Raw genomic sequence first — 25,642 nt, 5'->3', positions numbered from 1 at the left:
TAAAAACGGGGATATCTGCCAAAAGTCTATCAGTGTATACGGTTACACTTAGTGACAGCGCGCTGCAATTCGTATTTTTACAGAATATTCCGCCAGCGTAACGTCGCCTTTCCAGCCATTGCGGCTGGCTAAAATAGCGGCACGCCTCGCTAATTTCATCCTCTGTCAGATACTTAACCCGACTCTTCCCTGAAAGGAATGCGCAATGTCCACGTTTACTGTTGGAGATTACCTGCTGACCCGTCTGCAGGAGATTGGTGTAAAGCATCTGTTTGGCGTGCCGGGCGACTATAACCTGCAATTTCTTGACCACGTCATCGCCCATCCGGCCATCAGCTGGGTAGGCTGCGCTAATGAGCTTAACGCAGCCTATGCGGCAGACGGTTATGCACGCTGCAACGGCGCGGGAGCGCTATTGACCACGTTTGGTGTGGGCGAGCTCAGCGCGATTAATGGCATTGCGGGCAGTTATGCCGAGTATCTGCCGGTGATCCATATCGTTGGCGCGCCTGCGACACAGGCCCAGTTGCAGGGGGATTGTGTTCATCATTCGCTGGGCGATGGCGATTTCCAGCATTTTATCCGCATGGCCACAGAAGTCAGTGCGGCAACGGCACAGCTTACCGCCGACAACGCCACGGCTGAGATCGATCGGGTGATCGTCAGTGCGCTGCAGGCTCGTCGTCCCGGCTATTTGTCGCTGGCCGTCGACGTGGCGGCCATGGAGGTGCAGCCACCCGCGCAGCCCCTGAACAGTCATCAATCCTCTTCGCCCGCTGCGCGTCGCGCTTTCAGCGACGCGGCGGAACGTTTGCTGGCACCGGCGCAGCGGGTTTCACTCCTGGCCGATTTTCTTGCGCTGCGCTGGCAGCAGCAGTCCGCACTGGCCGCGCTGCGTGAACAGTGTGCGATTCCCTGTGCCAGCCTGCTGATGGGCAAGGGGGTTCTGGATGAACAGCAGCCGGGTTACGTCGGTACCTATGCCGGTGAGGCCAGCGCAGGTCAGGTGTGCGAACAGATCGAGCAGGTGGATGTGGCGATCTGCGTCGGGGTGCGATTTACCGACACCATTACTGCAGGCTTCACGCAGCAGTTTAACCCTGAGCGGCTGATTGATCTGCAGCCCCTCAGCGCCAGCGTGGGCGGTGAACGTTTTGCGCCACTGTCGATGGCGGATGCGCTGAGCGAACTGCTGCCGCTGTTTGAACGCTATGGCCAGCAGTGGCAACCCGGTGCCACGCCGCCCGCCGCGCAGCCTGCAGAACCGGCGGCGGTGATCAGCCAGCAGGCGTTCTGGCAGGCGATGCAGGCATTCCTGCAACCCGGCGACCTTATTCTGGCCGAGCAGGGGACAGCCGCCTTTGGGGCCGCCGCGTTAAGATTGCCCTCGCAGGCGCAGCTGGTGGTTCAGCCATTATGGGGATCAATCGGCTATACTCTTCCGGCAGCATTTGGCGCGCAGACTGCCGATCCTGATCGCCGGGTTATCCTGATCATCGGGGACGGTTCGGCGCAGCTGACAATTCAGGAACTGGGTTCGATGCTGCGTGACCAGCAGCGACTGATACTCTTTTTGCTGAATAATGAAGGCTATACCGTCGAACGGGCGATTCATGGCGCAACACAACGTTACAATGATATTGCCCAGTGGAGCTGGACGGCCTTACCGCACGCCCTTAGCCTGCAGGGCCAGGCGCAGAGCTGGCGTATCAGTGAAACGGTGCAGTTAGAGGAAGTGATGGCGCGACTCTCAGAGCCGAAGTGGCTCTCTCTGGTTGAAGTCGTCATGCAGAAAGAGGATTTGCCGCCACTGCTACGAAAAGTCACCGCCTGCCTGAATCAACGCAACGGCGGCTAAGATTCAGATAGTTGCCGCTGTGCAGGGTGGACTATCGCGGTTAGGCTGTAGCACACCTGAGTAAGACGCTCACCAATCGCACCGGTGAGCGTTGTTGTTTTATGGGCAGAATTTTATAGTGTCCTCCAACTCTTAAGACCCCAAGCGGAGCAACAGAAGAATGACAACCTATGCCTTGGTCGGCGATGTCGGCGGTACTAACGCACGCCTCGCCCTGTGTGAGGTGGAAAGCGGCAGCATCACCCAGGCCAAAACATTCTCAACATCAGAATACGACAGCCTCGAAGCCGTCATCCGCCACTATCTTGATGAACAACAGCAGGACGTTAAAGATGGCTGTATTGCCATTGCCTGCCCGATTACCGATGACTGGGTTGAAATGACCAACCATGACTGGGCGTTTTCCACGCGCAAGCTCAAAGAGAACATCGGTTTTGAACACCTGGAAATCATTAACGACTTCACTGCGGTATCTATGGCGATCCCGATGCTGACCGCCGAAAACGTGATTCAGTTTGGCGGTACAGAGCCAGTCAAAGATAAACCTATCGCGATTTATGGTGCCGGCACCGGATTAGGCGTCAGCCATCTGGTGCATGTGGACAAGCGCTGGGTCAGCCTGCCAGGTGAGGGCGGTCATGTCGACTTCGCTGCCAACAGCGAAGAAGAAGATCAGATCCTGGAAGTGCTGCGCGAAGAACTGGGCCATGTTTCAGCGGAACGTGTGCTGTCAGGTGCCGGTCTGGTTAACCTCTATCGTGCGATTGTTAAAGTGGATAATCGCGTGCCGGAAAACCTGAAGCCGAAAGATGTCAGCCAGCGTGCGCTGGATGACAGCTGCACCGACTGCCGTCGCGCGCTGTCAATGTTCTGCGTCATCATGGGCCGTTTCGGCGGTAACCTGGCGCTGAATCTCGGCACCTTTGGTGGTGTCTATATTGCCGGCGGCATCGTGCCACGCTTCCTGGAGTTCTTTAAGTCGTCGGGTTTCCGTGCGGCGTTTGAAGATAAAGGCCGCTTCCGAGACTATGTTGCCAGCATCCCGGTTTATATGATTACGCACGACCAGCCTGGCCTGCTGGGCGCGGGCGCGCATCTGCGCCAGACGCTGGGTCGCGAAATCTGATTCTGTTTTACCTCGCGCGCGTACTGCCATTTGCGCGCGAGCGATTTTCCCGATCTGCCTGCTTTAGCGGGGCAGGATCGGGAAATCCCCCCGAACTTTTTGCTGCTCTCCTGCTTTGCCATCCCCCTTTCTGAACAGGCCTTTAGCCCTCCTGCGCTACAGGCGCATCAGCTGTCGAAACTGCTTCACCTTACTGCGGCTGACCGGCACCTGAAACTCCAGATCGCGCAGCTTCAGCAGATAGGTGTTGTTAAACCACGGCTCGATTTCACGAATCTTGCTGAGGCTGACGCAGAAAGAGCGGTGGCAGCGGAAAAATTGCTGTTCCGGCAGGCGTGAACAGAACTCGGTAATATTCATCGACATCACGTAGGATTCGCGCCGGGTATAAACAAAGGTCAGCTTCTCATGCGCCTCAACGTAGTAAATATCATTCACGTCAGTGACGATAATGCGCTCATCTTTGATCAGGTTGACCGTCTGCGGCGCGGGCGTGGCGCTGAGATGGCTGACCGCCTGCTGCGCCTGCGCTGTGGCTTCGAGCTTGTTCAGCATGGTAACAATCCGCGACTCCTGATAGGGCTTGAGAATGTAGTCAAACGCCTCCAGCTCAAACGCTTCCACCGCATGCTCTTTCCACGCGGTAATAAAGACAATCAGTGGCTTGTGGGCAAACTGATGGATATTCTGTGCCAGCAGCATGCCATCCAGTGAGGGGATGTTGATATCGAGGAAAATCACATCAACCCGATGCTGTTGCAGGTACTTCAGCACGTCCAGACCATCGTCAAAACAGGCTTCAATCTCGATTTTGCTGTGATGCTGAATCATCCAGCTCAGCTCCTGCTGCGCCAGGAATTCATCTTCCACAATAATGGCTTTCATAACAGATTCTCCGCCAGGCGCTGGCCATTCTTACTCAGCGTAAAGGAAATCTCGGTGCCCGGCTGATGCCGCACGATATTCAATCCCTGACCCGACAAAAGTTTTACCCGATGATGCACATTGAGCAGGCCGATTTTATTACCGGGCATCTCGTTGCGCGCCACCCGTGCTATCACTTCGTCACTGATGCCCTGGCCGGTATCCCGCACCGAGATCCGCACCTGATCGCCCAGATCCCGGACGCTCAGCGTCACCACGCCTTTGCCTTTACAGGGCTGGATGCCATGGACAATGGCATTCTCCACCAGAGGCTGGATCAGCAGACTCGGCAGCAGAAAATGGAGATCCTCATCGACGTCATAGATCATCGTCAGCTTATCGCCAAACCGGGCCTGCTCGATGGCGATGTAATCTTTCACCTGCCACAGCTCTTTACGGATGTCGATTAGCTCATCGTCGTTCAGTTCCAGGTTGTAGCGCAGATAGCGTGACAGATTTATCACCAGCTGACGGGCGGTATCGGGATTGAGCCGGATAGAAGAGGAGATAGCATTCAGGGCGTTGAACAGGAAATGAGGATTTATTTTACTTTGCAGCGCACGCAGTTCCGCTTTATTAGCCATCTCGCGCAACTGCTCGGCACGCGATACTTCAAGCTGGGTTGAGATGATTTGTGACAGGCCGATCGCCATCTCCTTCAGCGAGCCGGTAATACGGTGTGCGCGGCGATAGTAGATTTTCAGCGTGCCGGTGACTTTGCCTTTCTCCCACAGCGGGATCACAATCATGGAGTGAATATCTTTGGTGCGATGCGCTTCATCGTTGTTCTTAATGATAATTTTACCGCTGGCGATCGACTGCGCCGTGGTGGGGCTGATGCCATCATCCCCATGTTTATAATTATGTTCGCCATAGCCGACGTAGGCCAGAATCTGTTTTTTATCGGTCATCGCCACCGCATCGGCTTTGATCTCCCGTCGGATAATGTCACAGATGTTGCGCAGCGAGTCGCTGTTCACCTGACGGAACAGCGGCAGGGTTTTATTGGCGATCTCCAGCGCCAGCTTGGCCTGGCGGGCGGCAATCGCCTCTTTTTCCCCCTCGACGCTCTGCACCAGCAGTACAATGATGCCGATACTGGAGGCACCGAGGATCATCGGCAGGGCAATTTCCGACACAATCGCCAGCCCGAGTGAGGTGGGGCGCGCCCACACAACAATCAACAACATCGTCAGGGCTTCACAGAGCATGCCGCCGACGATACCGGCACGCCAGCGGTGCTCTTTCAGTACCCGGCGATTAATACCGCCCGCGACGATACCGGCAATGATGCTGGTAATCAGGCAGGGCACGGAGGTTACGCCGTGAATATCGATCAGAAAACGGTGCAGACCGGCAATAACCCCGGTGGCGATCCCGACCCAGGGACCAAACAGAATGCCACCCGCCATCACGGCGATGACCCGCACATTCAGCAGTGAACCATCGACATCGACACCCGACCAGGTACTGAACAGCGCAAACAGGGAAAAGATGGCAGTAACGGCTACTTTCTCCGCACGGGTGTGTTCATCTTTTTGCAGCAGCTGACGAAACGGGCGGGTGCGTGTCAGAAAGAACAGGCAGATCAGCATCAGGGCGGCGCGGTCAAATACTGCCAGTAACATCGTGAAGTGGGAGGACACAGGCGACTCGTCGGCAATGGAAAGTGCCTCTATGATAAAAAATGTGATCGCGAACCGCTAGCGTCCCGATCAATCACGGCGGGAGTTAGTGTTTCAGATCAATTTTTACGACATATCTGCAAAAAGGGGAAAGGTTGAGTGCATTAAAGGGGAACAGTTTTTTCGCCCTGCAGAGGCTGGTCGCTAAGGTGCCGTTTTGCTATGTTGCGCGATGAGGTGCGCCAGTGACCGCTGGAAAACCGCGCCCATCGGGAGCAGCAGATGCAACTAGTCACCGCCAGATTAACCCTGAGTAAATTACAGCCAGAAGACTGGCAACTGTTTCGTGCCGTCCATGAAGATCGCGACACCATGACCTGGGTGAGCGAAATCCCCGATGAAGCGGATATCCGCCAGCGCTTCACCGAGCGTCTGGCCCCCTGGCAGGCGAGCAGTTTTCATATGCTCTGCCTGGTTGCGCGACGTCGTGACAACGGTGAGCCGATTGGCCTGTTTGGCTGCAGCCCCGAATGGGAGCCATACCGTCAGGCGGAGGTGGGCTATATGCTGCTGCATCGCCACTGCGGTCAGGGATATGGCAGCGAAGCCCTGGCGGCGCTGTGTCAGTTTTTGCTTGAAGCCGATTTCCACAAACTCAAAGCGATGGTGATTGAAGGGAACTGGGCGTCACGCCGTATTCTGGAGAAAAACGGCTTTCAGCTGGAGGGCACGCTACGGGATAATTATCTGCTGAACGGCTACTGGGTGAACGATTGGCTGCTGGGGCGGCTGAATCCGCAAAAATAAAAATATTTTCCGCCACCCTCGACAAAATGATCCTCGCCACGTTATGTTCGTAACGGGTCACCACAGTGACCCGCGTCGCTCGGACGGTCCGGGCGCTTACGTAATCCAGAGGACATCATGGCTGATAACAGCACACCCCGTCGTTTCTCGCGTATCGAACGTTTACCCCCTTACGTTTTCAACATCACCGCTGAACTGAAGATGGCTGCGCGTCGGCGCGGCGAAGATATCATCGACTTTTCAATGGGCAACCCGGATGGTCCGACTCCGCCACACATCGTCGAAAAGTTATGCCAGGTGGCGCAGCGTGACGATACCCACGGTTATTCCACTTCTCGCGGTATTCCGCGCCTGCGCCGGGCGATCTCGCGCTGGTACGCCGATCGCTATCAGGTTGAGATCGATCCTGAATCAGAGGCGATTGTCACCATCGGTTCCAAAGAGGGGCTGGCGCACCTGATGCTGGCGACGCTGGATCACGGTGATACCGTGCTGGTGCCCAATCCCAGCTATCCGATCCATATCTACGGTGCGGTGATTGCCGGGGCGCAGGTACGCTCGGTGCCGCTGGTGGCGGGTGTCGACTTCTTCAATGAGCTGGAACGCGCCATCCGCGAGAGCTATCCCAAGCCAAAAATGATGATCCTCGGCTTCCCGTCCAACCCCACCGCACAGTGTGTGGAGCTCGACTTTTTCGAACGGGTGATTGCGCTGGCGAAGCAGTACAACGTGCTGGTGATCCACGATCTGGCCTATGCCGACATCGTCTACGATGGCTGGAAAGCGCCATCGATTATGCAGGTGCCGGGCGCGCGTGATGTCGCCGTCGAATTCTTTACCCTGTCAAAAAGCTACAACATGGCGGGCTGGCGTATCGGTTTCATGGTGGGCAACAAAGAGCTGGTCGCCGCGCTGGCGCGAATCAAAAGTTATCATGACTACGGCACCTTTACGCCACTGCAGGTGGCGGCGATTGCGGCGCTGGAAGGGGATCAACAGTGCGTACGCGACATCGCAGAGCAGTACAAACGCCGCCGTGATGTGCTGGTCAAAGGATTGCATGAAGCGGGCTGGATGGTGGATAACCCGAAAGCCTCAATGTACGTCTGGGCAAAAATACCGGACCATTACGCACATCTTGGGTCGCTGGAGTTCGCTAAGCAACTGCTGCAGGAGGCGAAAGTCTGTGTCTCGCCCGGTATCGGGTTTGGCGACTATGGCGACACGCACGTGCGTTTTGCGCTGATAGAGAACAGCGATCGTATTCGTCAGGCGGTACGGGGAATTAAAGCGATGTTTCGTGCCGATGGCATATTGCCAGGCAGCATAAAAATGGAAGAAGAACGCTGACAGCCAGCAGGGGCGACTCAGGGGTCGCCCCGTGGCGGCACTGTCACGCCATTACTTCAGCAGCAGAACAAAGGTTCCGAACCAAAGTAACGCGAAAAAAGATATTCCCATCAAGGCATATTTCACAAAGCAACTCCTCTGAGCGGTTACGATGATGGCGATCCCAAACCAGTGCAACGCGAACAGATGTGGAAAAGAGATCGCCATTTACAGTCATGGTCTGCTCTTTTCCGGGTTGATCTGAATAACTCAGAACAGGATCGAGCGCTAATTTACGCGTAATCCTCCCCAAATGAAATAGGTCCGTTCTGAGATATTGCTCACAATTTTACGGCACTTCGATTTCAGGGATCGCCGACATGCCTACACGTAACTGAGCCAGATGCTGTTGGTCGCCATCCAGCACAATTTTCACCGGCAGACGTTGAACGACTTTAGTGTAGTTGCCGGTGGCGTTATCGGGAGAGATCGCCGAAAAAGTTGCGCCGGTGGCCGGTGCGATGCTGTCCACATGACCGGTAAAGGTCTCGCCCGGCAGGGCGTCCACCCGGATCCGCACCCGCTGGCCGGGACGCACATCGCTTAACTGCGTCTCAAGATAGTTAGCAGTAATGTAGGTTTGCTGCAGTGGCACCACCGCCAGCAGACGGGTGCCGGCTGATACGTACGCGCCGGTCCGCACCGAGCGCTGACCTACCATGCCGTCAACGGGCGCAGTAATGCGCGTGTAGGAGAGATTCAGCCTGGCCTGATCGACGCTGGCCTTCGCCGCTGCAACATCCGCTTCCGCAGAACGCACCGCCGCCTGTAACACCCCCACCTGTTTTACTGCCGACGCCAGCGCGGCCTGACTCTGATGCACGGCTGCCAGCGCCGAGCGCTGGTTTGAGCTGGCTTTCTGCTGATCGTCGGCTGCCACGGTACCGCTTTTATAGAGGCGGTTATAACGATCGGCGCTCTGACCGGCATACTGCGCAGAGGCTTCGCTGGCCGCGACGCTGGCTTTCTGTTGATCAATCACCGACTGCTGCTGCTCCAGCTGTGCCTGACTGCTCAGCAGTTTCGCCTGGCTCACCTGCAGGTCAGCCTCCGCACTCTCAAGCGCCACACGATAGTCACGATCGTCCAGCGTCGCCAGCAGCTGACCCGCTTTGACCTGCTGATTATCCTGCACCTGCACGTGGCTGATGTAGCCCGAGACTTTCGGTGCCACCAGGGTGTAGTCCGCATTGACGTAAGCGTCGTTGGTGCGGTGATCATTGCCGGTCATCAGTGACCAGACCACAAAAGCGATGGCCAGTAACACCAGCAGCAACAGACTCAGCAGCAGGGTTCTTTTCATTTCGAAAGCACGCATATTCAGTTATTCCGGGAAGGGTTTTGAATCAAAGTTTGAGGCGGCCACACCCGTTTTGGCAGGATGGCGGTAAGCAATAACAGGCAGGCGGCAAAGCCGGTCAGCATCAGCCAGCTGTCGCTCAGACCAAGGATCGTGGCCTGATGCCTGACCAGGGAAGCGAATCCGCTGAGATTATCGGCGGCGCTGATGCTGCCATCCGGCAACAGCGGCAAGCTGCTGCTGGCCTGACTGGCCGTCGGCGCTGTCATCAGCCAGCTGCGACTGGCCGCCTGATTAATCAGCACACTGGAGTGAAACTGCTCACGATGCGAAAGGAAAACCTCAACCAGCGTAGAGGCAGCGATGCTGGAAAAGCCGCGCACCGTATTAAACATTGCCGAGGCAAACGGGCCTTCTGGCGGGGCCACAACGCTGGTGGCGCTCATCAGTATCGGCAAAATGATCATCGGTTGTCCGAACGCCTGCAGGATCTGCAGCAGCCAGAAATTCTGTCTTGCCCAGTCACTGGTGATCTGTGTGCCCAGCAGACAGGAGGTCACCAGCAAGCCGACGCCCGCCGTCAGCATCCAGCGGCAGTCGATCCAGCGGATATTCAGCAGGGCTGCAATCAGCGGTGCGATCAGCAGTTGCGGCAGACCCACCGCCAGCGCCAGCGGGGCAAACTCAAGGGTGCGAAAGCCGCTGACCTGAGCAAAATAGGCCGAAGGCAGCGCGGAGCCAGAAAGCCCAAGGATGAGCACGCAGGCCAGGCCCAGCAAGCCATGCGCCAGATTTGGCCGTCGGAGCATCTGCAATTTAAACAGCGGCAGCGGGTGAAACCACTCATTAATCAGGAAAACCAGCAGCAGCGGCAGCGCGGTGAGCAACATACCGGTAATCAGTGGCGAGTTCAGCCAGTCGAGGCGCTCACCCTGGGTCAGCACCAGAATCAGCAGCGCAACACCACTGCAGCCGGTCACCATGCCGAACAGATCGATCTGCTGAAAGCGTTCCGGTCGCAGCGGATCCTGGGGCAATCCCCATCCTGTCAGCAGCATAGCGATCAGCATCAACGGCACGACCTGCCAGAACACCATCATCCAGCTGACGTGATCGGTCCACAACGAGGCCAGCGAGGCCGCCATATTGGGGCCAAACGTCGCGGTCAGGGCATAGCCCGCCAGGCCAAAAAGTTTAAAGGGCGGCGGCAGAAAGCGCAGGGCGACCGTCATCAGCATTGGCGGTAAGGCGCCGCCAAACAGGCCCTGCAATACGCGCAGGCTGATAAACAGCGTCGGATCCCGCACCAGCGGCAGCAGAATGCCAGTCAGCATAAATCCCGCCGACACGCCTAACGTAAAACGCCGCAGCGACAGGGTGACGGCAAACCAGGGCGCAATCATCATGGCGGCCACTTCTGCCGCCTGATAGCCAGAGATAATCCAGCTACCCTGATCGTAACTGATGCCGATCGCGGCACGGATATCGGCCAGCGCGATATCACTGACGCGATCGTTCAGCCCGGAGGTCAGGGCGGCGATGAGCACGCCGACTAATCCCAGTGCCAGTTGCAGTGTAAAAGGATGAGGGGCCGGCGCGGCGGCAGGCTTAGCGTTCATTGCAGGCGATCTCGTTATTATGATGCAGTGTACTGCGATGTGATACAGGTCGTAATATTACATCCCGGTATACTGTATTGCAATGTGGTACAGGCTGTAAAAAGTGCGGCATTCGCGCTACAGTAAGGCAGCTCAAACAGGACGACGCTATGGCACATCAACCCTCCAGCCGCGAGGATGAAAAAACGGGCGGTATACAGGTCATCGCCCGTGCGGCAAAAATTCTTAATGCGCTTGGCGAACAGCCCGGCGGCATGAGCCTCGGTGAGATAGCTCAGGCGGTCGAACTGCCGCGCTCAACGGTGCAGCGTATTGTTGCCGCGCTCGACAGCGCAGAGCTGGTGCGCAGCAGCGGGGCGGGCGGATTGCGTCTGGGGCCGGCGCTGTTAAAACTGATCTCCAGCGTACATACCGATGTGGTTGATCTGGTCAGTCCGCTGCTGGAAAAACTCTCTTCCGACACCAATGAAACCGTCTCGCTGGCGCGCGCCAGCGGCAGTCAGCTGGCGATTATTCACCACGTGGTGGCGTCGCGTGAGCTTCGGGTGGTTCCGCATATGGGACTCAATCTGCCGCTCTACAGCACCTCCGGTGGACGGGCGTTGCTGGCGCTGGAGTGTGAAAAAGATGTACGGACGATCGTTGGCGACGCCTGGCAGGAGTTAACCGATATGACGGTGAAAACGCTGCCTCAGTTGCTGCAACTTATCAGGGAAGTGCGCGAAACCGGTATCGCCGTGGATCGCGGTGAAACGCTGGAAGGTATCTCTACCATGGCGTTTGCGCTGGATACGCTGTTTGGTCGCTTTTCTGTCTCTTTGCTGGTGCCTTCTGCACGTTTTCTGCGACACGAAGCCCGTTTTCGTGACGAGATGCTGAAGTGTAAAGAGGCACTGGTGCGTGAAATCGGCAAAGTCGCCGCGATAGAAGGATAAGCATTCGATGAAAACCCTGCTGATGGCCATTGATCACTCTCCGGTAGCGGAAAAAGTGGTCGCCTTAACCATTGAAGAAGCGCTGGCGCATCGCGCCGATGTGGTCGTGCTGTGCTGCGTCGATCCCGCTTACTCCTCCTGTAATCAGCCAATGGAAATCGATGCGGGTGAAGATCCGGCCGATTTTGTGGCCGCGCAGGATGAGCAGAATACGGCAGAAATGGTGGTGCGCCATGCACTGGCTCCGTTACTGCGTGCGGGCATTAATGCGCGGGGCATGATTCTGGCGGGTGACGCGGCAGATACTATCGTTGCCCAGTCGCAACAGCTTAAGGCCAGCATGATTATCATGGGACGTCGCCATCTCTCCTCTTTGAATCGGCTGTTAAAAGGCTCAGTCAGCGCATCGGTTATTGAGCGCGCTCACTGTCCTGTGCTGATCGATGTGCGTAAGGATTAATCCCGCCGCATGAATGCTCTGCTTTTTATTACGCTGGCCGCGTTTGCGCTGCTGGCGCTGATTGTTATTGTGCTGATCAAAACCACCCGGCTGCGTTTGTGGCAGGGGCTGATCATCTTTCTGCTGCCCCTGATACTGGCAAACCTGCTCTGGTTCAGCTGGGTTGCGCCGCATCAGTTGCAGGCCAGTCAGCGTGAGCAGGCGGTAAATCAACTGGCAAAGATGCCCGGTTATCGGGTGCTGCAGACTCAGGAACCGGCGTTATGGCTGTTGCTGACCCAGGAGCTGACCCGGCGCATCCGGGCGGGGGAGCCAGCTGAGAAGGCGACGGGCGAGCTACGTGGCTGGCTGATTGAGGTGATTAATCAGCGGCTGATGCGCGGAACTGACGCGGCGGTGGTCAACTATATCAGCGTCTCAGTTGAAGAGATGCGGGCGCTGAACCAAATCGATCCGGGCCTCTGCTTCCGTTATCTCTATCCGCAGGTGAGTGGCGGCATCAATCTGCTGACCACACTGCCGCCGTCGCTGAATCGCAAAGAGGCGGATGCCATGGAGCAGCTGCTGCTGAACAGTCCATTGCCCGATCAGCCACTGGATAAGGCGCTGGCGCAGGATGATCTGCAAAAAATTGTCGCCCGGCTCTATCAGCAGTGGGGGGATAAGCTGCAGCAGCTGAATATGCCTGCCGACACGGCGGTTGATCGCTCATCGCTGTGTGCCATGTCGATTGATCTCTACAGCGCGATTCTGGCATTACCTGACAAGCGCGCCGCTAACCTGTTACGTAGAATGATTGCGCTGACTGGCCAGTAAGCGGCAGCGGAGCAGCGGAATGGCGGGCGAAAAAAAGCCCGCTAAGCGCGGGCAGGGAAGAGAGGAACAGATTTTTATTTTTGGCATTTCCTGGTGTGGTGCAGTCTTCGTTTTGTCTGAATGCATCTTGTCACGCCGTGCATGATAGTGATAGCCGTTTAATCGTATTACATTAATCGGTAAAAGCTTCTCAAGTTTTGAACTTTCGCGCATTAATCCTATGGATGCGCGGCATGCTGCGTCATAAACTGCGCGGCAACGTGAGGATAACTTAATGAAAAAACTAATAACCGGCGCACTGGCGCTGATTTTGCTGAGTGGATGTACTGCCAGCAAACCCGGGGCGTTTGAACGTGTAGATGAAGATCCAGGCTCAAATACCGTGCAGTACCGTTTTGACCCGGTAAAGGTCAATCGTGATGCAATGAATATTGATCTGGCGAATTACTGCAGTAATAAAGGCTTTGATAAAGTCGAGGCGTTACCTGCGCAGGAGAGTCATATTCCGGGACTGCAGAAAGCGTGGTTCCAGTGTAATTATGCTGTGAAAAGCTAAATAAAACGGGCGGGATAATTATCCCGCCCTTAAAGTTTAATGATTTTATTTTATGCTGTGTGACATCTTTGCCCGTTAGCGGCGATGGTGACCGCCATGATACCCACCGTGATAACCTCCATAGTAGCCTCCATGATATCCGCCGCCACCCCCGCGGTGCCAGCCATTGTCGTGTCTGGGGCTGATGATACAACCACTTAATAATGTCATCAGCGCAACCACCGAAGCGACTTTAATTAATCTCTTCATCGGAAGCTTCTCCTCTTTTCCAATGACTATGACACTACGCTGGAAAAGTGGAGTGAAGATGTACGCTTTGTAGAGTTATTTAAGAAGATATGACGGAATATTTCAGAGTGCTGCGCTTTGCAGCGGAGAATAATAAAGAAATAAGAATGAACTGAATAGTAAATACTATCAAAGAGAATAGTCTTAAAATCAAGCGGAAATAATTCTCATTTGAAAGTTTTTACAACTACATTATTAGCATGTCAGTTCAATGGGAGAAAAACATGGCGCATGACGTAAAAAATATTCTGGCTTTACAGGCTGAACTGGGCGAATGCCCGCTCTGGTCAGTGGAAGAACAGGTGCTGTACTGTGTCGATATTCTGGCACCCGCCATTCACCGTTTTGATCCGGTCAGCGGTGAACTGCAAACCTTCCCGCAGGCGGAAGAGGTGGGATGCATCGGTCTGCGTGAGCAGGGCGGTCTGATAGCTGCATTGCGTGGCGGTGTCTGGCTGCTGGATGCGCAGGGTAAGCCAGAGAAAAAGATCGCAGAGAATCCCGGTGTGGCTGCGCAAAGTCGCTTTAATGATGGCCGCGTTGATCCCTGGGGGAATTTCTGGTGCGGCAGCCTGTGGGAACCTCAGGACAAAAATGGCGGGCTGCTGTGCCGCGTGACGCCTGACCTGAAACTAGAGGTCAAAGCGCGTGACATTAAAATTTCCAACGGGCTGGCCTTCTCTCCCGACCGGCGCTGGATGTATCACAGTGACACGCCGAATGAAGCGCTCTATCGCTATCCATTAAATGCGCAGGGCGAACCGGGCGAACGCACTCTGTTCCGCCGTTTCGACGCGAAAGGTGGATTGCCGGATGGTGCCGCAGTGGATAGCGAAGGATTTTACTGGTCCGCACAGTTTGATGGCGGTCGCGTAGTACGCATCGATCCCCAGAGCAGCGAAATCGTCGATGAGATCCTGCTGCCGGTGAAGTGGCCAACCATGGTGGCCTTTGGTGGCGCCGATCTTAAAACGCTGTTTATTACCAGTTCACGGGAAGATCGCACCGAAGAGGAGCTGGCACGCTATCCGCAGTCAGGCGATATCTTTGCGGTGGACGTCTCGGTGGCGGGCATGGCAGAGCCGCGATTCCGCGGCTAAACGTGAACGGGCCGCTCTGGCGCGGCCCGTCGTGATGGTTAATGACGTTGCAATACAGGTGTTGCTGTAACAGAACTCTGTGGTAAGCGGATGGTGAGTGACAGGAACAGGGAGATGACCAGCAGCGTCATAATCAGGCTGAAGGTGACGGTGAACCCGCCAAACAGCGAGGCGACCAGTGAGCCCAGCACGCTTCCGATACCAAATCCGAGATAGAGCAGACCATAGTTTTTTGTCAGGTTGTTGAGGCCGAAAAAGTCACTGACCAGCGACGGGAATACCGTGATGGTACCGCCAAAGCTGAAGGCTACACAGGCGAGTGACAGGAAGAAGGTGATCTCATTCATTCGGGTAAACAGCAGCACGCTCATCCCGATCAGCGACACGATTTGCGCCAGTGAAATAACCCGGATGCGCATCATTTTGTCAGACAGTATGCCCAGCACCAGACGGCCACTCAGGTTGGCAATCGCAATCACCGTTACCGCACTGGCAGCGGTCTGTGTAGTCAGATGCACCAGCCCTTCGCCGATATCTTTGGCAACGCCTATCACATAGAGACCGCTCATGCAGGCTGTCAGGAACATCAGCGCCAGCATCCAGTACTGTGGCAGACGCACCGACTGTGCCAGCGTGTAATCCCGCGCATGTTGCTGACCATTCGTGCTGCTCCCGGTATCCTGAAGGGGGGCATCACGCATCAGCAGTGCACCGAGGATAATCATCGACATCGCGAGCACGCCCCAGATCATAAAGGTCTGCTCCAGACCCACCGTCGCCAGCAGCGCCCCGCAGATAAATTTGAATCCCAGACTGCCAAGACCGTAAGCGCCAATCGCACAGGCAGAGATCATTCCTTTGCGCTCCGGAAACCACTTCACGCAGTTTGAGAGCGTCATCAGGTAACCTGCGCCATCCGCCAGACCCACCAGCAGTCCGGCGCTGAAATAGAGCATCATCAGGTTATTAGCATGCGCGGTAAGCCAGAAACCCAGCGCCATCAGCACACCCGCCCCGATAGTGACGCGGCGTACGCCAAAACGTTCCTGTAATTTACCGGCCAGCGAGGAGGCAATAGCCAGCCCCAGACTCAGCAGACCAAACGAAAAAGCAACCTGACTGACCGTCGCATCCAGCTTCTGTGACAGCTGGCCGTTGAACAAACTCCATGTGTAGACTGACCCCAGTGCGAACTGAGTGATTACCGTTCCGAACAATGTAAGCCAGCGAGCACGCTGGTAAGAAGCCTGTTGAGTCTGGTTCATAATTTTTCTCTCCCATCCGGGAATCTGGAAACTGCGGTCAGAATAAAGCAGTGATTCGCGCGCGTGAGCAGTAAAGGCATGAACGGAACGGATCGGGGAATGAAATGCCATTCAGGCGGTATGAATGGCATCGGGAGAGATTAGCGACGTCGCGTCAAAAGTAAGCAAAACGGCAGCTTAATGATTAAGCGTAATTAGCCGTAAGATAATGTTTCATTAAGATGATTCTGTGAGCAGGTTTACAGATTATTTGCCAGGCTAACAGTTCACTTATCAGGAGGAAATATGAAAGACCGGACATATGAATCCAGCACCAGTGAGGATGAAGTTTGCTGCATCATCGGTCAGGCGGTGATTGAACTCAGTACAGAACAACAGCCTGTGACCAAATCGACGCTGGCATTAAAACTGCTGTCGATGGCCGATCGTGATAGTGACGATGAGCGTGTTCTGCTCTACTGGATTGCGCGTAAAGCGATCAATAAACCACAGAAACTCCTTCAGCAGCAGTGGGCATAACGCCCATCCGGACGCGGGCCTCAGCCCGCCTCCGCGTCAGATGATTATCCGGCGACGACTTGCCGGCCAACGGGCAAACATCACGATATTGCCCAGTAAAATCATGACAAGGCCAGGGATGGCGCTGGCATGCCACTCATATCCTTCATAACGGGTAGAGAGTGCCAGCGCCACCAGCGGAAACAGCACCGTTGTATAGGCAGCCCGACTGGCTCCGATACGTCCCACCAGCGTAAAATAGGCCCCGAATCCCATCACCGATCCCACGATAGCCAGATAGATCAATGCCCCAAACCACTGTGTATTCCATGTCGGCTGCAGCGAAACACCCTGCAGCAGCGAGACCAGTGCCATGATCAGCGCACCGTATAACATGCCGTAACTGTTGGTTGTCAGCACGTCACGTTGCAGACGCTGATGCCGCTGACTGATCATATTGCCGAATGAAAATCCCAGGGTGCCCAGCGCACTTAACCCAATGCCCCACATCAAGCCGGCCGAGGCCTGAGTGCTGCGCAGATCGTGCCAGAACAACGCAACAATACCCGCCATGCCGAGCACTATCGCCGGAATCAGACGTGCGGAAGGGCGCTGACGGAAAAATATCCAGCTGTTAATGGCGTTATACATCACCGCCAAAGAGAAAATGACCGACTCCAGTCCGCTGCTGATATAGCCAGAGGCGTAATAAAAGCAGACAAAGTTAAAGCCAAAAACGCAACAGCCCTGCAGCACACAGAAAAGGTGATCCTGCAGCGTCAGCCTGTGCAGACGCTTTATCAGCTTAAGCAGGAATAACATGACCAGCGAGGCCAGCAAAAAACGCCAGAAGACAGCGACGGTTACGGCGCTGATGCCTGCAGACTGTTGCGCATAAATCGCAATCCAGGTCGTGCCCCAGATCAGCACGACTGAGAGATACAAAAACAGGTTCATTACCAGATTCTCCACCGCAAAACGCCGAGTCTGCGCCCGCAACGCTCCCTGGTCTTGCAGCGGATTGCGCAGGGTTTGCAAAATCTTGCGCATTTTTACTCTCTGTCCCGATGTGCTCTGTTTTCTGTCCCGCGCAATCCGTAAACTGGCACTCTGTTTATCTGAACTGATACCCCGATGAGTCGCTTCCAGACCTTTGACATGCTGCAACGCCACAAAGCACAACTGCGCGATCAGGTGCAGCTTCACAGCGGCATTCAGCTTGCAGCCTGGTTTAATAGTGGCGATCGCGTGACAAACCTCAGCGATCATCACACGCTAAGCCTTTACGTGGCGGGCGGCTACGATACCTGGCATAAAACCCCGCATGGCTGGCGTAACGGTGGCGCACCCGATCGCTTCTGTCTGATGCCGGCTGGCACGGAATCGACCTGGGATCTGCGTGCCGATCTCGCCTTTGTTCATCTCTATTGCAGCGAGAACCAGTTGCGGCAACTGGCCGAACGGGTCTGGGACCGCAGTCCGGCGCAGTTAAACCTGCATGAGAAAATCTTTTCTGTTGATGACCGCATTACCCAGCTCTATCGACACTTTCTGCTGAGCAGCGACTGGCAACAGCCCGCCAGCCAGCTGACGCTGAGCAGCGCATCAACACTACTGCTGACCCATCTGCTGCAGCACTACAGCGAAGTTAAGTGGCAACTGCCCCAGGTGAGGGGCGGACTGGCTCCCGCAGTATTACGTCGGGTTCTCGACTTCATTGAGGCTCACATTGACCAGCCTTTAACCTTGGCTGTGCTGGCGCAGGAAGCAGCATTGAGTGAGTTTCACTTTGCCCGCATGTTCCGCCATACCACTGGCGAAGCGCCGCACCAGTTCGTGATGCGCCGTCGTATGGATCGTGCAAGGATGTTGCTTGAGCGGCCCGAGCTGACGATGACCGATATTGCCCTTCAGTGTGGTTACCACTCTTCAGCCCACTTCAGCCATCGTTTCCGGCAGGTTTATGGCATGACGCCCTCAGCGTGTCGTCGGGAAAGTCGATGAACTTCTTAGCGGCAACAGGCACATTAGCAGCGTATAACAGTGCCACAAATCATTAACATAACTTATTATAAAAACTAACCCGTTTGGGCTGGTTCTCGTTTTCACTTTCTGCCGCTATCCTGTAAAAAAAGCATGAACCGCACTTTTTAGCATTGGGTAATTTCTCTGCTCAATCCCGCAATGAACTATTCACTGAAACATTTTTTAGTCCCAGCTATCATGCGCCCCACAGCCGAAATCTTAAGAAAAATCTTATATATCAGATCAGTATCAGATTTTTTCTGGCAAGTTCATCCTGTTACATTTGGTTACATATTATCATTTCCTTTGGTTAACCCACTATTTCTAAACTCGCGCCATGGGTGTTTATCTGAAAAATAAATTCAGGATTTACGCTCTTTCATCACGTCATATCGCCAGTAAATGGAATGTACTCGCTTCTGACCGCAGGTCCTGCTTTTCATTGAATGTTTAATAGCAGGAATGTTTTATGGCAGGGTAAGCCATTCTTAATATTTGACACTGGCTGTGGCGGTTTCTATCACTCCATAGAACAGGGACAGCCATGTCTAACTCTTCCTTTCAGTCCGAAATACCCAAGGCACGTATCAATTTAAAACTTGATTTGCATACGGGCGGGGCGAGCAAGAAAACCGAACTCCCCCTGAAATTACTGGTGGCGGGCGACTTCAGTAATGGTCAGGAGTCCGCGCCACTCTCTGAACGCAAAAAAGTTAATCTGAACAAAAATAACTTTGACTCAGTACTTTCCGAATATTCCCCAAAAGTAAATCTCACCGTTAAAAACACGCTTGCCGGTGACGGTAGCGAAGACAATATCAATCTGACATTCCAGAGCATGAAGGATTTCACCCCTGAGCAGGTTTCCCGGCAGATCCCTCAGCTGAAGGCGATGCTTTCCATGCGTAATCTGCTTCGCGATTTAAAAGCTAACCTGCTGGACAATCAGGCTTTCCGGAAAGAGCTTGAAAAAATTCTGCTCGACCCGGCATTAAGCGCAGAACTCAGATCTGAGTTGTCTGCTCTGGCCCCTAAACAGCCATAACGGTCAGGATGTTTTAACGGATTAATAAGGAAGATGTTGATGTCTGTAAAAAATGAGAATGCCGCGGGTGGCGAGAGTGTGGTGCTGGAACGTCCGGCCGCTGGTGGGGTTTATGCGTCTCTGTTTAAAAAAATCAATCTGAACCCGGTCTCCGAACTCAGTGCACTGGATATCTGGCAGGATGCGCAGGCGATGTCGGATGCGACTGCGGATGAACGTTTAACGGCCGGGATGCAGGTGTTCCTGGAGTGCCTGACAAAAGCGGGCTCAAAAGTTGAAAAACTCGACAAAAACCTGATTGACCATCATATCGCTGAGCTGGACTACCAGATTAGTCGTCAGCTTGATGCTGTCATGCACCATGAGGACTTCCAGGCGGTAGAAAGTCTGTGGCGCGGCGTGAAATCGCTTGTCGACAAAACCGATTTCCGTCAGAACGTGAAGGTTGAACTGCTGGATATGTCCAAAGAAGACCTGCGACAGGACTTCGAAGACTGCCCGGAAATTATCCAGAGCGGACTGTATAAGCATACCTATATTGATGAGTATGACACCCCGGGTGGAGAGCCGATTGCCGCGCTGATTTCCGCCTACGAGTTTGATGCTTCCGCTCAGGATGTAACGCTTCTGCGCAACATATCTAAAGTCTCTGCTGCTGCGCATATGCCGTTTATCGGCTCCGCTGGCCCTAAATTTTTCCTCAAGGATTCGATGGAGGAAGTGGCGGCTATAAAAGATATCGGTAACTACTTTGACCGTGCCGAGTACATCAAGTGGAAATCGTTTCGTGAGACGGATGATTCCCGCTATATCGGTCTGGTGATGCCGCGTGTGCTGGGCCGCCTGCCGTATGGCCCGGATACCTTACCCGTGCGCAGCTTCAACTATGTTGAAGAAGTGAAAGGCCCGGATCACGACAAATACCTCTGGGCCAACGCATCCTTCGCCTTTGCATCCAACATGGTGCGCAGCTTTATCAATAACGGCTGGTGTGTGCAAATCCGTGGCCCGCAGGCCGGTGGTGCCGTTCAGGATCTGCCTATCCACCTGTATGACCTCGGCACCGGCAATCAGGTGAAAATCCCCTCTGAAGTGATGATCCCGGAAACCCGCGAATTTGAATTCGCCAACCTCGGCTTCATTCCGCTCTCCTACTACAAGAACCGCGACTACGCGTGCTTCTTCTCGGCGAACTCGACCCAGAAACCAGCCCTGTATGACACCGCAGATGCGACAGCCAACAGCCGCATCAATGCGCGTCTGCCGTACATCTTCCTGCTGTCGCGTATTGCCCACTACCTGAAGCTTATACAGCGGGAAAATATCGGGACCACCAAGGACCGTCGTCTGCTGGAGCTTGAGCTGAACACCTGGGTTCGTAGTCTGGTGACTGAAATGACCGATCCGGGCGACGAGCTGCAGGCTTCTCACCCGCTGCGCGACGCGAAAGTGACGGTGGAGGATATCGAGGACAACCCAGGTTTCTTCCGTGTGAAGCTCTATGCCGTGCCGCACTTCCAGGTGGAAGGGATGGACGTCAATCTGTCGCTGGTTTCCCAGATGCCGAAAGCGAAATCCTAAGGCGAGGGGAAATCAGGGATGAAAATTTACCGCCCACTTTGGGAAGATGGGGCCGCTCTGGCCCCGCAACAGTTCCAGCAGCAGGCCCGTTGGAATGAACGTGTTGCAGACATGGTCGCCCGGATGGGTATTTCTCATCCCTGGGGCGTGGTTGCGGCAGAATTTGATGATGCAGTGCTTGCGCTCTCGCGCCTAAATGCCACACGTCTGGTGGTGCGCTTTCAGGACGGGACCCTTGTTGATACCGACCTGGCAGACACGCTTCCTCCGGTCTGTGATTTGTCTGTTGCCGCCGGCAGTGAGGCTGTTGACGTGGTTGTCGCGCTGCCACTGCTGAGCGCCGGCGGTGGCAACCTCGATAACGGTCAGGACAGTGAGCGGCCGCGCCGCTGGAAAGCGGAGCGTGTCGTCGTGCAGGAACTGGCCGGCCATGAAAGCGGGGAACTCGCGATCCTGCGTCATGCGCTGACCCTGCGTCTGTCCAGCCAGGAAAACACGGCATACCTGACCTGTCCGGTAGCCCGTCTGGTGCGTAATGCGCAGGGGCAGTGGAGCCGGGACCCGGCTTTTATCCCGCCGATGATGTCCATTGCGGCCAGTCCGTGGCTTACTACCGAACTGAATGACCTGCTGGTGCGCCTGCAGGCACGCAGGAAGCGTTTGATGGCCATGCGCCGTGAAAGCAATGAGCGGATGGCCGACTTTGCGGTCGCCGATGTCTCCCTGTTCTGGCTGCTCAATGCCCTGAACAGCGCTGAACCCGTACTAACTGAATTGTTGCAGACCCCGTCTCGTCACCCGGAACTGCTGTACCGCGAACTGACCCGCCTGGCCGGCAGCCTGCTGACTTTCTCACTTGAGCACGACGCCGGGGATATTCCTGCTTATCAGCACGATGCACCGGAACGGATATTTCCGCCGTTGCTGGCACTGCTCGACAAGCTTCTGGAAGCGAGCCTGCCGTCGCGGGTGGTGAGTATCCACCTGGAGCATCAGGATCAGATCTGGAAAGGTGCCCTGCACGATGCGCGCCTGCGCGAAGGGGCAGACTTCTATCTCTCCGTTCGATCCTCCATGCCGAATCATGAACTACAGACGAAATTCCCGCAGCTGTGTAAAGCGGGCAGCTTTGACGATGTGTCGGATGTGGTGAATGTGGCCCTGAGCGGGATGGTTATCAAGCCGCTGGCCCATGTTCCGGCCGCTATCCCTTTACGTCTTGAGAACCAGTATTTCTCGCTGGATCTGAGTACGGAGGCGGCACGGGCAATGCTTGAGATGGGCAGCTGCACCTTCTACACCCCGCGCTCACTGGGGGATGTAAATCTGGAACTCTTTGCGGTCCTGCGCTCATGAATAAATCCGAACTCAGCCAGATAGAACGTATTTTCTACCCGGGCTGGCTGATGGCCAGCCAGCTGCGGGGCGGTCAGGAAGTCCGGGACGGGGAAGGGCTTTATCGCCGTGCCTGCCGTCTGGTGCAGGAGGCGAAAACGGCGCTCACGGAGGCAGGTTACAGCGACATCAGCCGTGACCATATGGTGTATGCCCTGTGTGCACTGCTTGATGAGAGCGTGATGAATCGCGGAACCACTGATGATGGTTACCTGACGTGGCGTCGTGATCCGCTGCAGGCCCACTTCTTTGGTACCCTCAATGCCGGTGAGGAGCTGTGGGAACGGATCCGCAACCTGCTGAAAGAAACCGCCCCTGACGCCGCCGTTCTGACCTGCATGTACCGCACTTTGCAGCTGGGCTTTGTCGGTCAGTATCGCGCCCAGGATGATGAGCGTCGGGAAGATATCGTTCGTGCGCTCGCGGAACGGGTGCCGGCCTTCACGCTGACACAGGACGCCCCCATTGTTGCCCGGGTATCACGCCTGCGCAGCGGTCGTCGCTGGTACTGGATGACCTTGGTTGTGGCCGCTGTCGCCCTGGTGGCGCTGTGGTTCTTCCTTTCGTCTTCGCTTACCGAGCTGGTGAGCCAGACTGTCAGGCCGGGGTAAGCGATGCGGGATGCGTACCGAAGTCTGTTAACTGCCCTGGGTGCCGTACTGGCGCTGTGGCTCATTCTGGGATTCTGGCCACTGTCCACGGGCAGCCGCGCGGCGCTCAGTCTGCTGGTTGTTCTGGTGTCCGGGGTGATGTTCTGGCGTCAGCGTCGGGCCTCCGGGGCGCGGGCGACCGCTGTCCGGGAGATTGTGGATGAAAACCTGCCGCCGGAAGATTTTCAGGGGGCGGTGATCCTCGTCTGCGGCGACAACGCCCCGCTGTTTGTGTCCGGTTTCCGTCACCGGGAAACCCGGCAGGGCTGGTATCTGTGGGTGAAGGATGCAGAACAGCTGCCACTCCTGGCACAGCACCTGAGCCTGGTGCGCCCGGCCCTGGCGTCGCAAATTTCCATCATGCTGGCGGTGGTACCTGAACAGCACATCTCCGGGGATGATTTTACCCAGAATCTTCGGGGCTGGCAGCGGGCTGTCGTCCAGTGCCGTGCGGCATTTGGCACGATCCCCCCGCTGTGGACCGTGACCTGGGTATCGCCCCCAGTGGTCTGCGCGGAGGCCGAACCCGTCTGGTTTACCACAGTAAGCCAGCGAAGCGGTATTCAGGTGTATCAGCCCGGTCAGGGCAATGTGTCATTGACGGAGTGGACCCGGGAGAGTGGATCTGACGGGAGACTTTCTCGTCTGAGTCAGGGTCTGTGGCTGGACAGCCTGCTTGCCTGGCAGAACAGCGCGGTGAATGACCTGCTGTCGGTACGCCAGGGCGAGCTGCCGGTGATGAAGCCTTGCGTACAGGGCATGTGCATGGTGCCGGTGAGCGGTATCGCGGGGAATCTCTGGCAACAGCACATTACTTCCGTGACGGCGCTGCCACCGGATGCCGTTGTGACGACAGAGCCACTGCCGCTGCCTGAGCTGCTGCTGCCAGCGTTACCGCGCCGACGCGGTGTCAGTCGCAGAATGGTGTTCTGGCGCTATGTCGGATTACTGGGCGGGATTTTCCTGGCCCTTGCCATGCTGGCGTCCTGGATGAACAACCAGCGTCTCATTCGTAATGTGGGCGATCACCTTGCGTTATATCACCAACTGGGGGATAAGCCTGCTGCCCCGAAACTGCGTGCGCAGCAGCGCCTGCGAGCCGATGGCGCATTGCTGGACGACTGGCAGCGTCGCGGGGAGCCACTGCGTTATCGCCTGGGGCTGTATCAGGGGCTGCGCCTGGTGCCGCCTGTTGAGGCTGCCATCAGTGACTGGGCCCCGCCGCCACCGCCTCCACCGGTTATCAAGAAAATCATTCAGGGTCCGAAAACCATTCGCCTCGACAGCATGTCGCTGTTCGATTCCGGCAAATCCGTGCTGAAGGCTGGCTCCACCAAAATGCTGGTCAACTCCCTGGTCGGTATCAGGGCGAAGCCAGGCTGGCTGATTGTGGTGAGTGGGCATACCGATAACACCGGTAATGCACAACTGAACCAGACGCTCTCTCAGAAACGTGCCGAAGCGGTACGCGACTGGATGCGTGATACCGGTGATGTACCGGAAAGCTGTTTTGCGGTTCAGGGCTATGGCGAGAGCCGTCCGATCGCAACCAATGACACCCCGGATGGGCGCGCGCTCAACCGCCGTGTCGAAATCAGTCTGGTACCGCAGGCCAATGCCTGTCAGATACCGGGCCACACCCAGGCGTCATCGCAGGATGATGACGCATCACAACACAATGGAGAGTAATTCCATGGCAATTCCTGTTTATCTTTGGCTGAAAGACGACGGCGGCGCGGACATTAAAGGTTCTGTGGACGTTCAGGATCGTGAAGGCAGCATCGAAGTTGTCGCTCAGGAGCATAACCTGTACATCCCGACGGACAACAACACCGGCAAGCTGACCGGTACCCGTATCCACACCCCGTTCCTGTTCACCAAGGAAATCGACTCGTCCAGCCCGTACCTGTACAAGGCTGTGACCACCGGTCAGACCCTCAAGTCTGCGGAATTCAGGTGGTACAAAATCAACGACGCGGGCCAGGAAGTGGAGTACTTCAACACCAAACTGGAAAACGTGAAAGTGGTGAAAGTGAATCCTGAAATGTATGACATCAAGGATCCTTCCAAAGAGAAGCACAACCACCTTGAGCGCATTGAACTGCGTTACGAAAAAATCACCTGGACCTACAAAGACGGCAACATCATTCATTCCGATAGCTGGAACGAACGCGCCACCGCCTGATTACGCGTCATATTTCGCGCCACAGGTGCGTTGGCTGCGTTCGCTCGCTCCGGTCACATAGTTATCTATGTTCCCGGAGACTTAAGAACTTGCCGCCTTCCTGCGACACGAACTCTTTAGCGTAATCCTCGTTTTTAAGCGGAGGGGGATGACCTTTCCGCTGTTTTGCTGAACGTCTGCAGCTCGCGGGCTTTC

At 55.6% G+C, this 25,642-nt stretch carries 24 protein-coding genes; 17 read left to right on the top strand and 7 right to left on the bottom strand.

Annotation, left to right across the window (positions count from 1 at the left end; genetic code table 11):
* Positions 1-205 precede the first annotated feature (205 nt).
* Positions 206-1,858, top strand: a complete 1,653-nt coding sequence (gene ipdC / locus LC417_RS16750; RefSeq protein WP_223566166.1) for an indolepyruvate decarboxylase — start codon at positions 206-208, stop codon at positions 1,856-1,858.
* A 160-nt stretch (positions 1,859-2,018) separates the two neighbouring features.
* Positions 2,019-2,984 (top strand): glucokinase, encoded by a 966-nt coding sequence (gene glk / locus LC417_RS16745; RefSeq protein WP_010257856.1) that lies wholly within the window; start codon positions 2,019-2,021, stop codon positions 2,982-2,984.
* Positions 2,985-3,140: 156 nt separating this feature from the next.
* Here the strand turns inward: glk and LC417_RS16740 are convergent, their stop codons facing one another.
* Both LC417_RS16740 and LC417_RS16735 read right to left on the bottom strand, forming a co-directional pair.
* Entirely contained in the window at positions 3,141-3,869 is a 729-nt protein-coding gene (locus LC417_RS16740) for a LytTR family DNA-binding domain-containing protein (protein WP_033769736.1), read from the bottom strand.
* On the bottom strand, positions 3,866-5,536 hold the full coding sequence (locus tag LC417_RS16735) for a sensor histidine kinase (RefSeq protein WP_010257859.1): 1,671 nt from the start codon (positions 5,534-5,536) through the stop codon (positions 3,866-3,868). Before LC417_RS16735 ends, LC417_RS16740 begins: the two co-directional genes overlap by 4 nt.
* A 279-nt stretch (positions 5,537-5,815) precedes the next feature.
* Here LC417_RS16735 and LC417_RS16730 point away from each other — a divergent pair, with 279 nt between their 5' ends.
* Positions 5,816-6,340 (top strand): GNAT family N-acetyltransferase, encoded by a 525-nt coding sequence (locus LC417_RS16730; protein WP_223566165.1) that lies wholly within the window; start codon positions 5,816-5,818, stop codon positions 6,338-6,340.
* Between the two features lie 117 nt (positions 6,341-6,457).
* Positions 6,458-7,690 carry an alanine transaminase gene (alaC, locus tag LC417_RS16725; RefSeq protein ID WP_033758563.1) on the top strand — a complete coding sequence of 411 codons (1,233 nt, stop codon included), beginning with the start codon at positions 6,458-6,460 and terminating at the stop codon, positions 7,688-7,690.
* A 51-nt stretch (positions 7,691-7,741) separates the two neighbouring features.
* On the opposite strand, the gene ypdK is transcribed toward alaC, so the two are convergent.
* The 3 genes from ypdK to LC417_RS16710 form a co-directional block, all read right to left on the bottom strand.
* Entirely contained in the window at positions 7,742-7,816 is a 75-nt protein-coding gene (gene ypdK, locus LC417_RS16720; protein WP_099257831.1) for a membrane protein YpdK, read from the bottom strand.
* 202 nt (positions 7,817-8,018) lie between these two features.
* Positions 8,019-9,047, bottom strand: coding sequence for an HlyD family secretion protein (locus tag LC417_RS16715; RefSeq protein WP_010257869.1), 1,029 nt, complete (start codon positions 9,045-9,047; stop codon positions 8,019-8,021).
* A 2-nt stretch (positions 9,048-9,049) separates the two neighbouring features.
* On the bottom strand, positions 9,050-10,648 hold the full coding sequence (locus LC417_RS16710) for an MFS transporter (protein ID WP_089415058.1): 1,599 nt from the start codon (positions 10,646-10,648) through the stop codon (positions 9,050-9,052).
* A 149-nt stretch (positions 10,649-10,797) separates the two neighbouring features.
* Between LC417_RS16710 and LC417_RS16705 the strand changes: the two genes are divergently transcribed.
* The 5 genes from LC417_RS16705 to LC417_RS16685 all read left to right on the top strand — a co-directional run bounded on the left by LC417_RS16705 (position 10,798) and on the right by LC417_RS16685 (position 14,803).
* The gene (locus tag LC417_RS16705) at positions 10,798-11,583 is read left to right on the top strand and encodes an IclR family transcriptional regulator (protein WP_010257875.1); all 786 of its coding nucleotides are present in this window, start codon (positions 10,798-10,800) and stop codon (positions 11,581-11,583) included.
* A 7-nt stretch (positions 11,584-11,590) separates the two neighbouring features.
* Positions 11,591-12,043 (top strand): universal stress protein, encoded by a 453-nt coding sequence (locus tag LC417_RS16700; RefSeq protein WP_033769738.1) that lies wholly within the window; start codon positions 11,591-11,593, stop codon positions 12,041-12,043.
* Between the two features lie 9 nt (positions 12,044-12,052).
* Positions 12,053-12,859, top strand: a complete 807-nt coding sequence (locus tag LC417_RS16695; protein ID WP_010257881.1) for a hypothetical protein — start codon at positions 12,053-12,055, stop codon at positions 12,857-12,859.
* Positions 12,860-13,133: 274 nt separating this feature from the next.
* Positions 13,134-13,415: a lipoprotein gene (locus LC417_RS16690; protein ID WP_033758553.1), complete on the top strand. Its 282-nt coding sequence runs from the start codon at positions 13,134-13,136 to the stop codon at positions 13,413-13,415.
* 512 nt (positions 13,416-13,927) lie between these two features.
* Positions 13,928-14,803 carry an SMP-30/gluconolactonase/LRE family protein gene (locus tag LC417_RS16685; RefSeq protein WP_064703376.1) on the top strand — a complete coding sequence of 292 codons (876 nt, stop codon included), beginning with the start codon at positions 13,928-13,930 and terminating at the stop codon, positions 14,801-14,803.
* A gap of 38 nt (positions 14,804-14,841) precedes the next feature.
* Here LC417_RS16685 and LC417_RS16680 read toward each other — a convergent pair whose 3' ends face one another.
* Positions 14,842-16,068 carry an OFA family MFS transporter gene (locus tag LC417_RS16680; RefSeq protein ID WP_022624176.1) on the bottom strand — a complete coding sequence of 409 codons (1,227 nt, stop codon included), beginning with the start codon at positions 16,066-16,068 and terminating at the stop codon, positions 14,842-14,844.
* 285 nt (positions 16,069-16,353) lie between these two features.
* On the opposite strand from LC417_RS16680, the gene LC417_RS16675 reads away from it, so the two are divergent.
* Positions 16,354-16,587 carry a hypothetical protein gene (locus LC417_RS16675; protein ID WP_010257893.1) on the top strand — a complete coding sequence of 78 codons (234 nt, stop codon included), beginning with the start codon at positions 16,354-16,356 and terminating at the stop codon, positions 16,585-16,587.
* Between the two features lie 36 nt (positions 16,588-16,623).
* Here LC417_RS16675 and LC417_RS16670 read toward each other — a convergent pair whose 3' ends face one another.
* On the bottom strand, positions 16,624-17,523 hold the full coding sequence (locus LC417_RS16670) for a DMT family transporter (protein WP_223566202.1): 900 nt from the start codon (positions 17,521-17,523) through the stop codon (positions 16,624-16,626).
* Between the two features lie 177 nt (positions 17,524-17,700).
* Here LC417_RS16670 and LC417_RS16665 point away from each other — a divergent pair, with 177 nt between their 5' ends.
* The 7 genes from LC417_RS16665 to hcp all read left to right on the top strand — a co-directional run bounded on the left by LC417_RS16665 (position 17,701) and on the right by hcp (position 25,447).
* A complete protein-coding gene (locus tag LC417_RS16665) occupies positions 17,701-18,570 on the top strand; it encodes a helix-turn-helix domain-containing protein (RefSeq protein ID WP_223566164.1) in 870 nt (289 codons plus the stop codon).
* Positions 18,571-19,135: 565 nt separating this feature from the next.
* Positions 19,136-19,636, top strand: a complete 501-nt coding sequence (gene tssB, locus LC417_RS16660; protein WP_010671384.1) for a type VI secretion system contractile sheath small subunit — start codon at positions 19,136-19,138, stop codon at positions 19,634-19,636.
* 33 nt (positions 19,637-19,669) lie between these two features.
* Positions 19,670-21,217 carry a type VI secretion system contractile sheath large subunit gene (gene tssC / locus LC417_RS16655; RefSeq protein WP_223566163.1) on the top strand — a complete coding sequence of 516 codons (1,548 nt, stop codon included), beginning with the start codon at positions 19,670-19,672 and terminating at the stop codon, positions 21,215-21,217.
* An 18-nt stretch (positions 21,218-21,235) separates the two neighbouring features.
* The gene (gene tssK / locus LC417_RS16650; RefSeq protein ID WP_223566162.1) at positions 21,236-22,573 is read left to right on the top strand and encodes a type VI secretion system baseplate subunit TssK; all 1,338 of its coding nucleotides are present in this window, start codon (positions 21,236-21,238) and stop codon (positions 22,571-22,573) included.
* A complete protein-coding gene (tssL, locus tag LC417_RS16645; protein ID WP_223566161.1) occupies positions 22,570-23,223 on the top strand; it encodes a type VI secretion system protein TssL, short form in 654 nt (217 codons plus the stop codon). Before tssK ends, tssL begins: the two co-directional genes overlap by 4 nt.
* Before the next feature lie 3 nt (positions 23,224-23,226).
* Positions 23,227-24,951, top strand: coding sequence for an OmpA family protein (locus LC417_RS16640; protein WP_223566160.1), 1,725 nt, complete (start codon positions 23,227-23,229; stop codon positions 24,949-24,951).
* Positions 24,952-24,955: 4 nt separating this feature from the next.
* Complete coding sequence (gene hcp / locus LC417_RS16635; RefSeq protein ID WP_033758542.1) at positions 24,956-25,447, top strand: type VI secretion system effector Hcp; 492 nt, start codon at positions 24,956-24,958, stop codon at positions 25,445-25,447.
* The last annotated feature ends 195 nt before the right edge of the window (positions 25,448-25,642 follow it).

The organism is Pantoea sp. OVA07A, assembly GCF_019969975.1.
Classification (GTDB): domain Bacteria; phylum Pseudomonadota; class Gammaproteobacteria; order Enterobacterales; family Enterobacteriaceae; genus Pantoea; species Pantoea agglomerans.
This window is presented reverse-complemented; position numbering and strand designations above follow the sequence as displayed.

Excerpts from the sequence above, each read along its gene's own strand:
- LC417_RS16670 (WP_223566202.1), bottom strand. The coding sequence starts at position 17,523 with ATGAACCTGTTTTTGTATCTCTCAGTCGTGCTGATCTGGGGCACGACC.
- LC417_RS16730 (WP_223566165.1), top strand. The coding sequence starts at position 5,816 with ATGCAACTAGTCACCGCCAGATTAACCCTGAGTAAATTACAGCCAGAA.
- LC417_RS16675 (WP_010257893.1), top strand. The coding sequence starts at position 16,354 with ATGAAAGACCGGACATATGAATCCAGCACCAGTGAGGATGAAGTTTGC.
- tssB (WP_010671384.1), top strand. The coding sequence starts at position 19,136 with ATGTCTAACTCTTCCTTTCAGTCCGAAATACCCAAGGCACGTATCAAT.
- hcp (WP_033758542.1), top strand. The coding sequence starts at position 24,956 with ATGGCAATTCCTGTTTATCTTTGGCTGAAAGACGACGGCGGCGCGGAC.
- alaC (WP_033758563.1), top strand. The coding sequence starts at position 6,458 with ATGGCTGATAACAGCACACCCCGTCGTTTCTCGCGTATCGAACGTTTA.
- LC417_RS16695 (WP_010257881.1), top strand. The coding sequence starts at position 12,053 with ATGAATGCTCTGCTTTTTATTACGCTGGCCGCGTTTGCGCTGCTGGCG.
- LC417_RS16710 (WP_089415058.1), bottom strand. The coding sequence starts at position 10,648 with ATGAACGCTAAGCCTGCCGCCGCGCCGGCCCCTCATCCTTTTACACTG.
- LC417_RS16680 (WP_022624176.1), bottom strand. The coding sequence starts at position 16,068 with ATGAACCAGACTCAACAGGCTTCTTACCAGCGTGCTCGCTGGCTTACA.
- LC417_RS16705 (WP_010257875.1), top strand. The coding sequence starts at position 10,798 with ATGGCACATCAACCCTCCAGCCGCGAGGATGAAAAAACGGGCGGTATA.
- LC417_RS16735 (WP_010257859.1), bottom strand. The coding sequence starts at position 5,536 with ATGTTACTGGCAGTATTTGACCGCGCCGCCCTGATGCTGATCTGCCTG.
- LC417_RS16665 (WP_223566164.1), top strand. The coding sequence starts at position 17,701 with ATGAGTCGCTTCCAGACCTTTGACATGCTGCAACGCCACAAAGCACAA.
- LC417_RS16700 (WP_033769738.1), top strand. The coding sequence starts at position 11,591 with ATGAAAACCCTGCTGATGGCCATTGATCACTCTCCGGTAGCGGAAAAA.
- tssK (WP_223566162.1), top strand. The coding sequence starts at position 21,236 with ATGAAAATTTACCGCCCACTTTGGGAAGATGGGGCCGCTCTGGCCCCG.
- ipdC (WP_223566166.1), top strand. The coding sequence starts at position 206 with ATGTCCACGTTTACTGTTGGAGATTACCTGCTGACCCGTCTGCAGGAG.
- LC417_RS16740 (WP_033769736.1), bottom strand. The coding sequence starts at position 3,869 with ATGAAAGCCATTATTGTGGAAGATGAATTCCTGGCGCAGCAGGAGCTG.
- LC417_RS16715 (WP_010257869.1), bottom strand. The coding sequence starts at position 9,047 with ATGCGTGCTTTCGAAATGAAAAGAACCCTGCTGCTGAGTCTGTTGCTG.
- tssC (WP_223566163.1), top strand. The coding sequence starts at position 19,670 with ATGTTGATGTCTGTAAAAAATGAGAATGCCGCGGGTGGCGAGAGTGTG.
- LC417_RS16690 (WP_033758553.1), top strand. The coding sequence starts at position 13,134 with ATGAAAAAACTAATAACCGGCGCACTGGCGCTGATTTTGCTGAGTGGA.
- glk (WP_010257856.1), top strand. The coding sequence starts at position 2,019 with ATGACAACCTATGCCTTGGTCGGCGATGTCGGCGGTACTAACGCACGC.
- tssL (WP_223566161.1), top strand. The coding sequence starts at position 22,570 with ATGAATAAATCCGAACTCAGCCAGATAGAACGTATTTTCTACCCGGGC.
- LC417_RS16685 (WP_064703376.1), top strand. The coding sequence starts at position 13,928 with ATGGCGCATGACGTAAAAAATATTCTGGCTTTACAGGCTGAACTGGGC.
- LC417_RS16640 (WP_223566160.1), top strand. The coding sequence starts at position 23,227 with ATGCGGGATGCGTACCGAAGTCTGTTAACTGCCCTGGGTGCCGTACTG.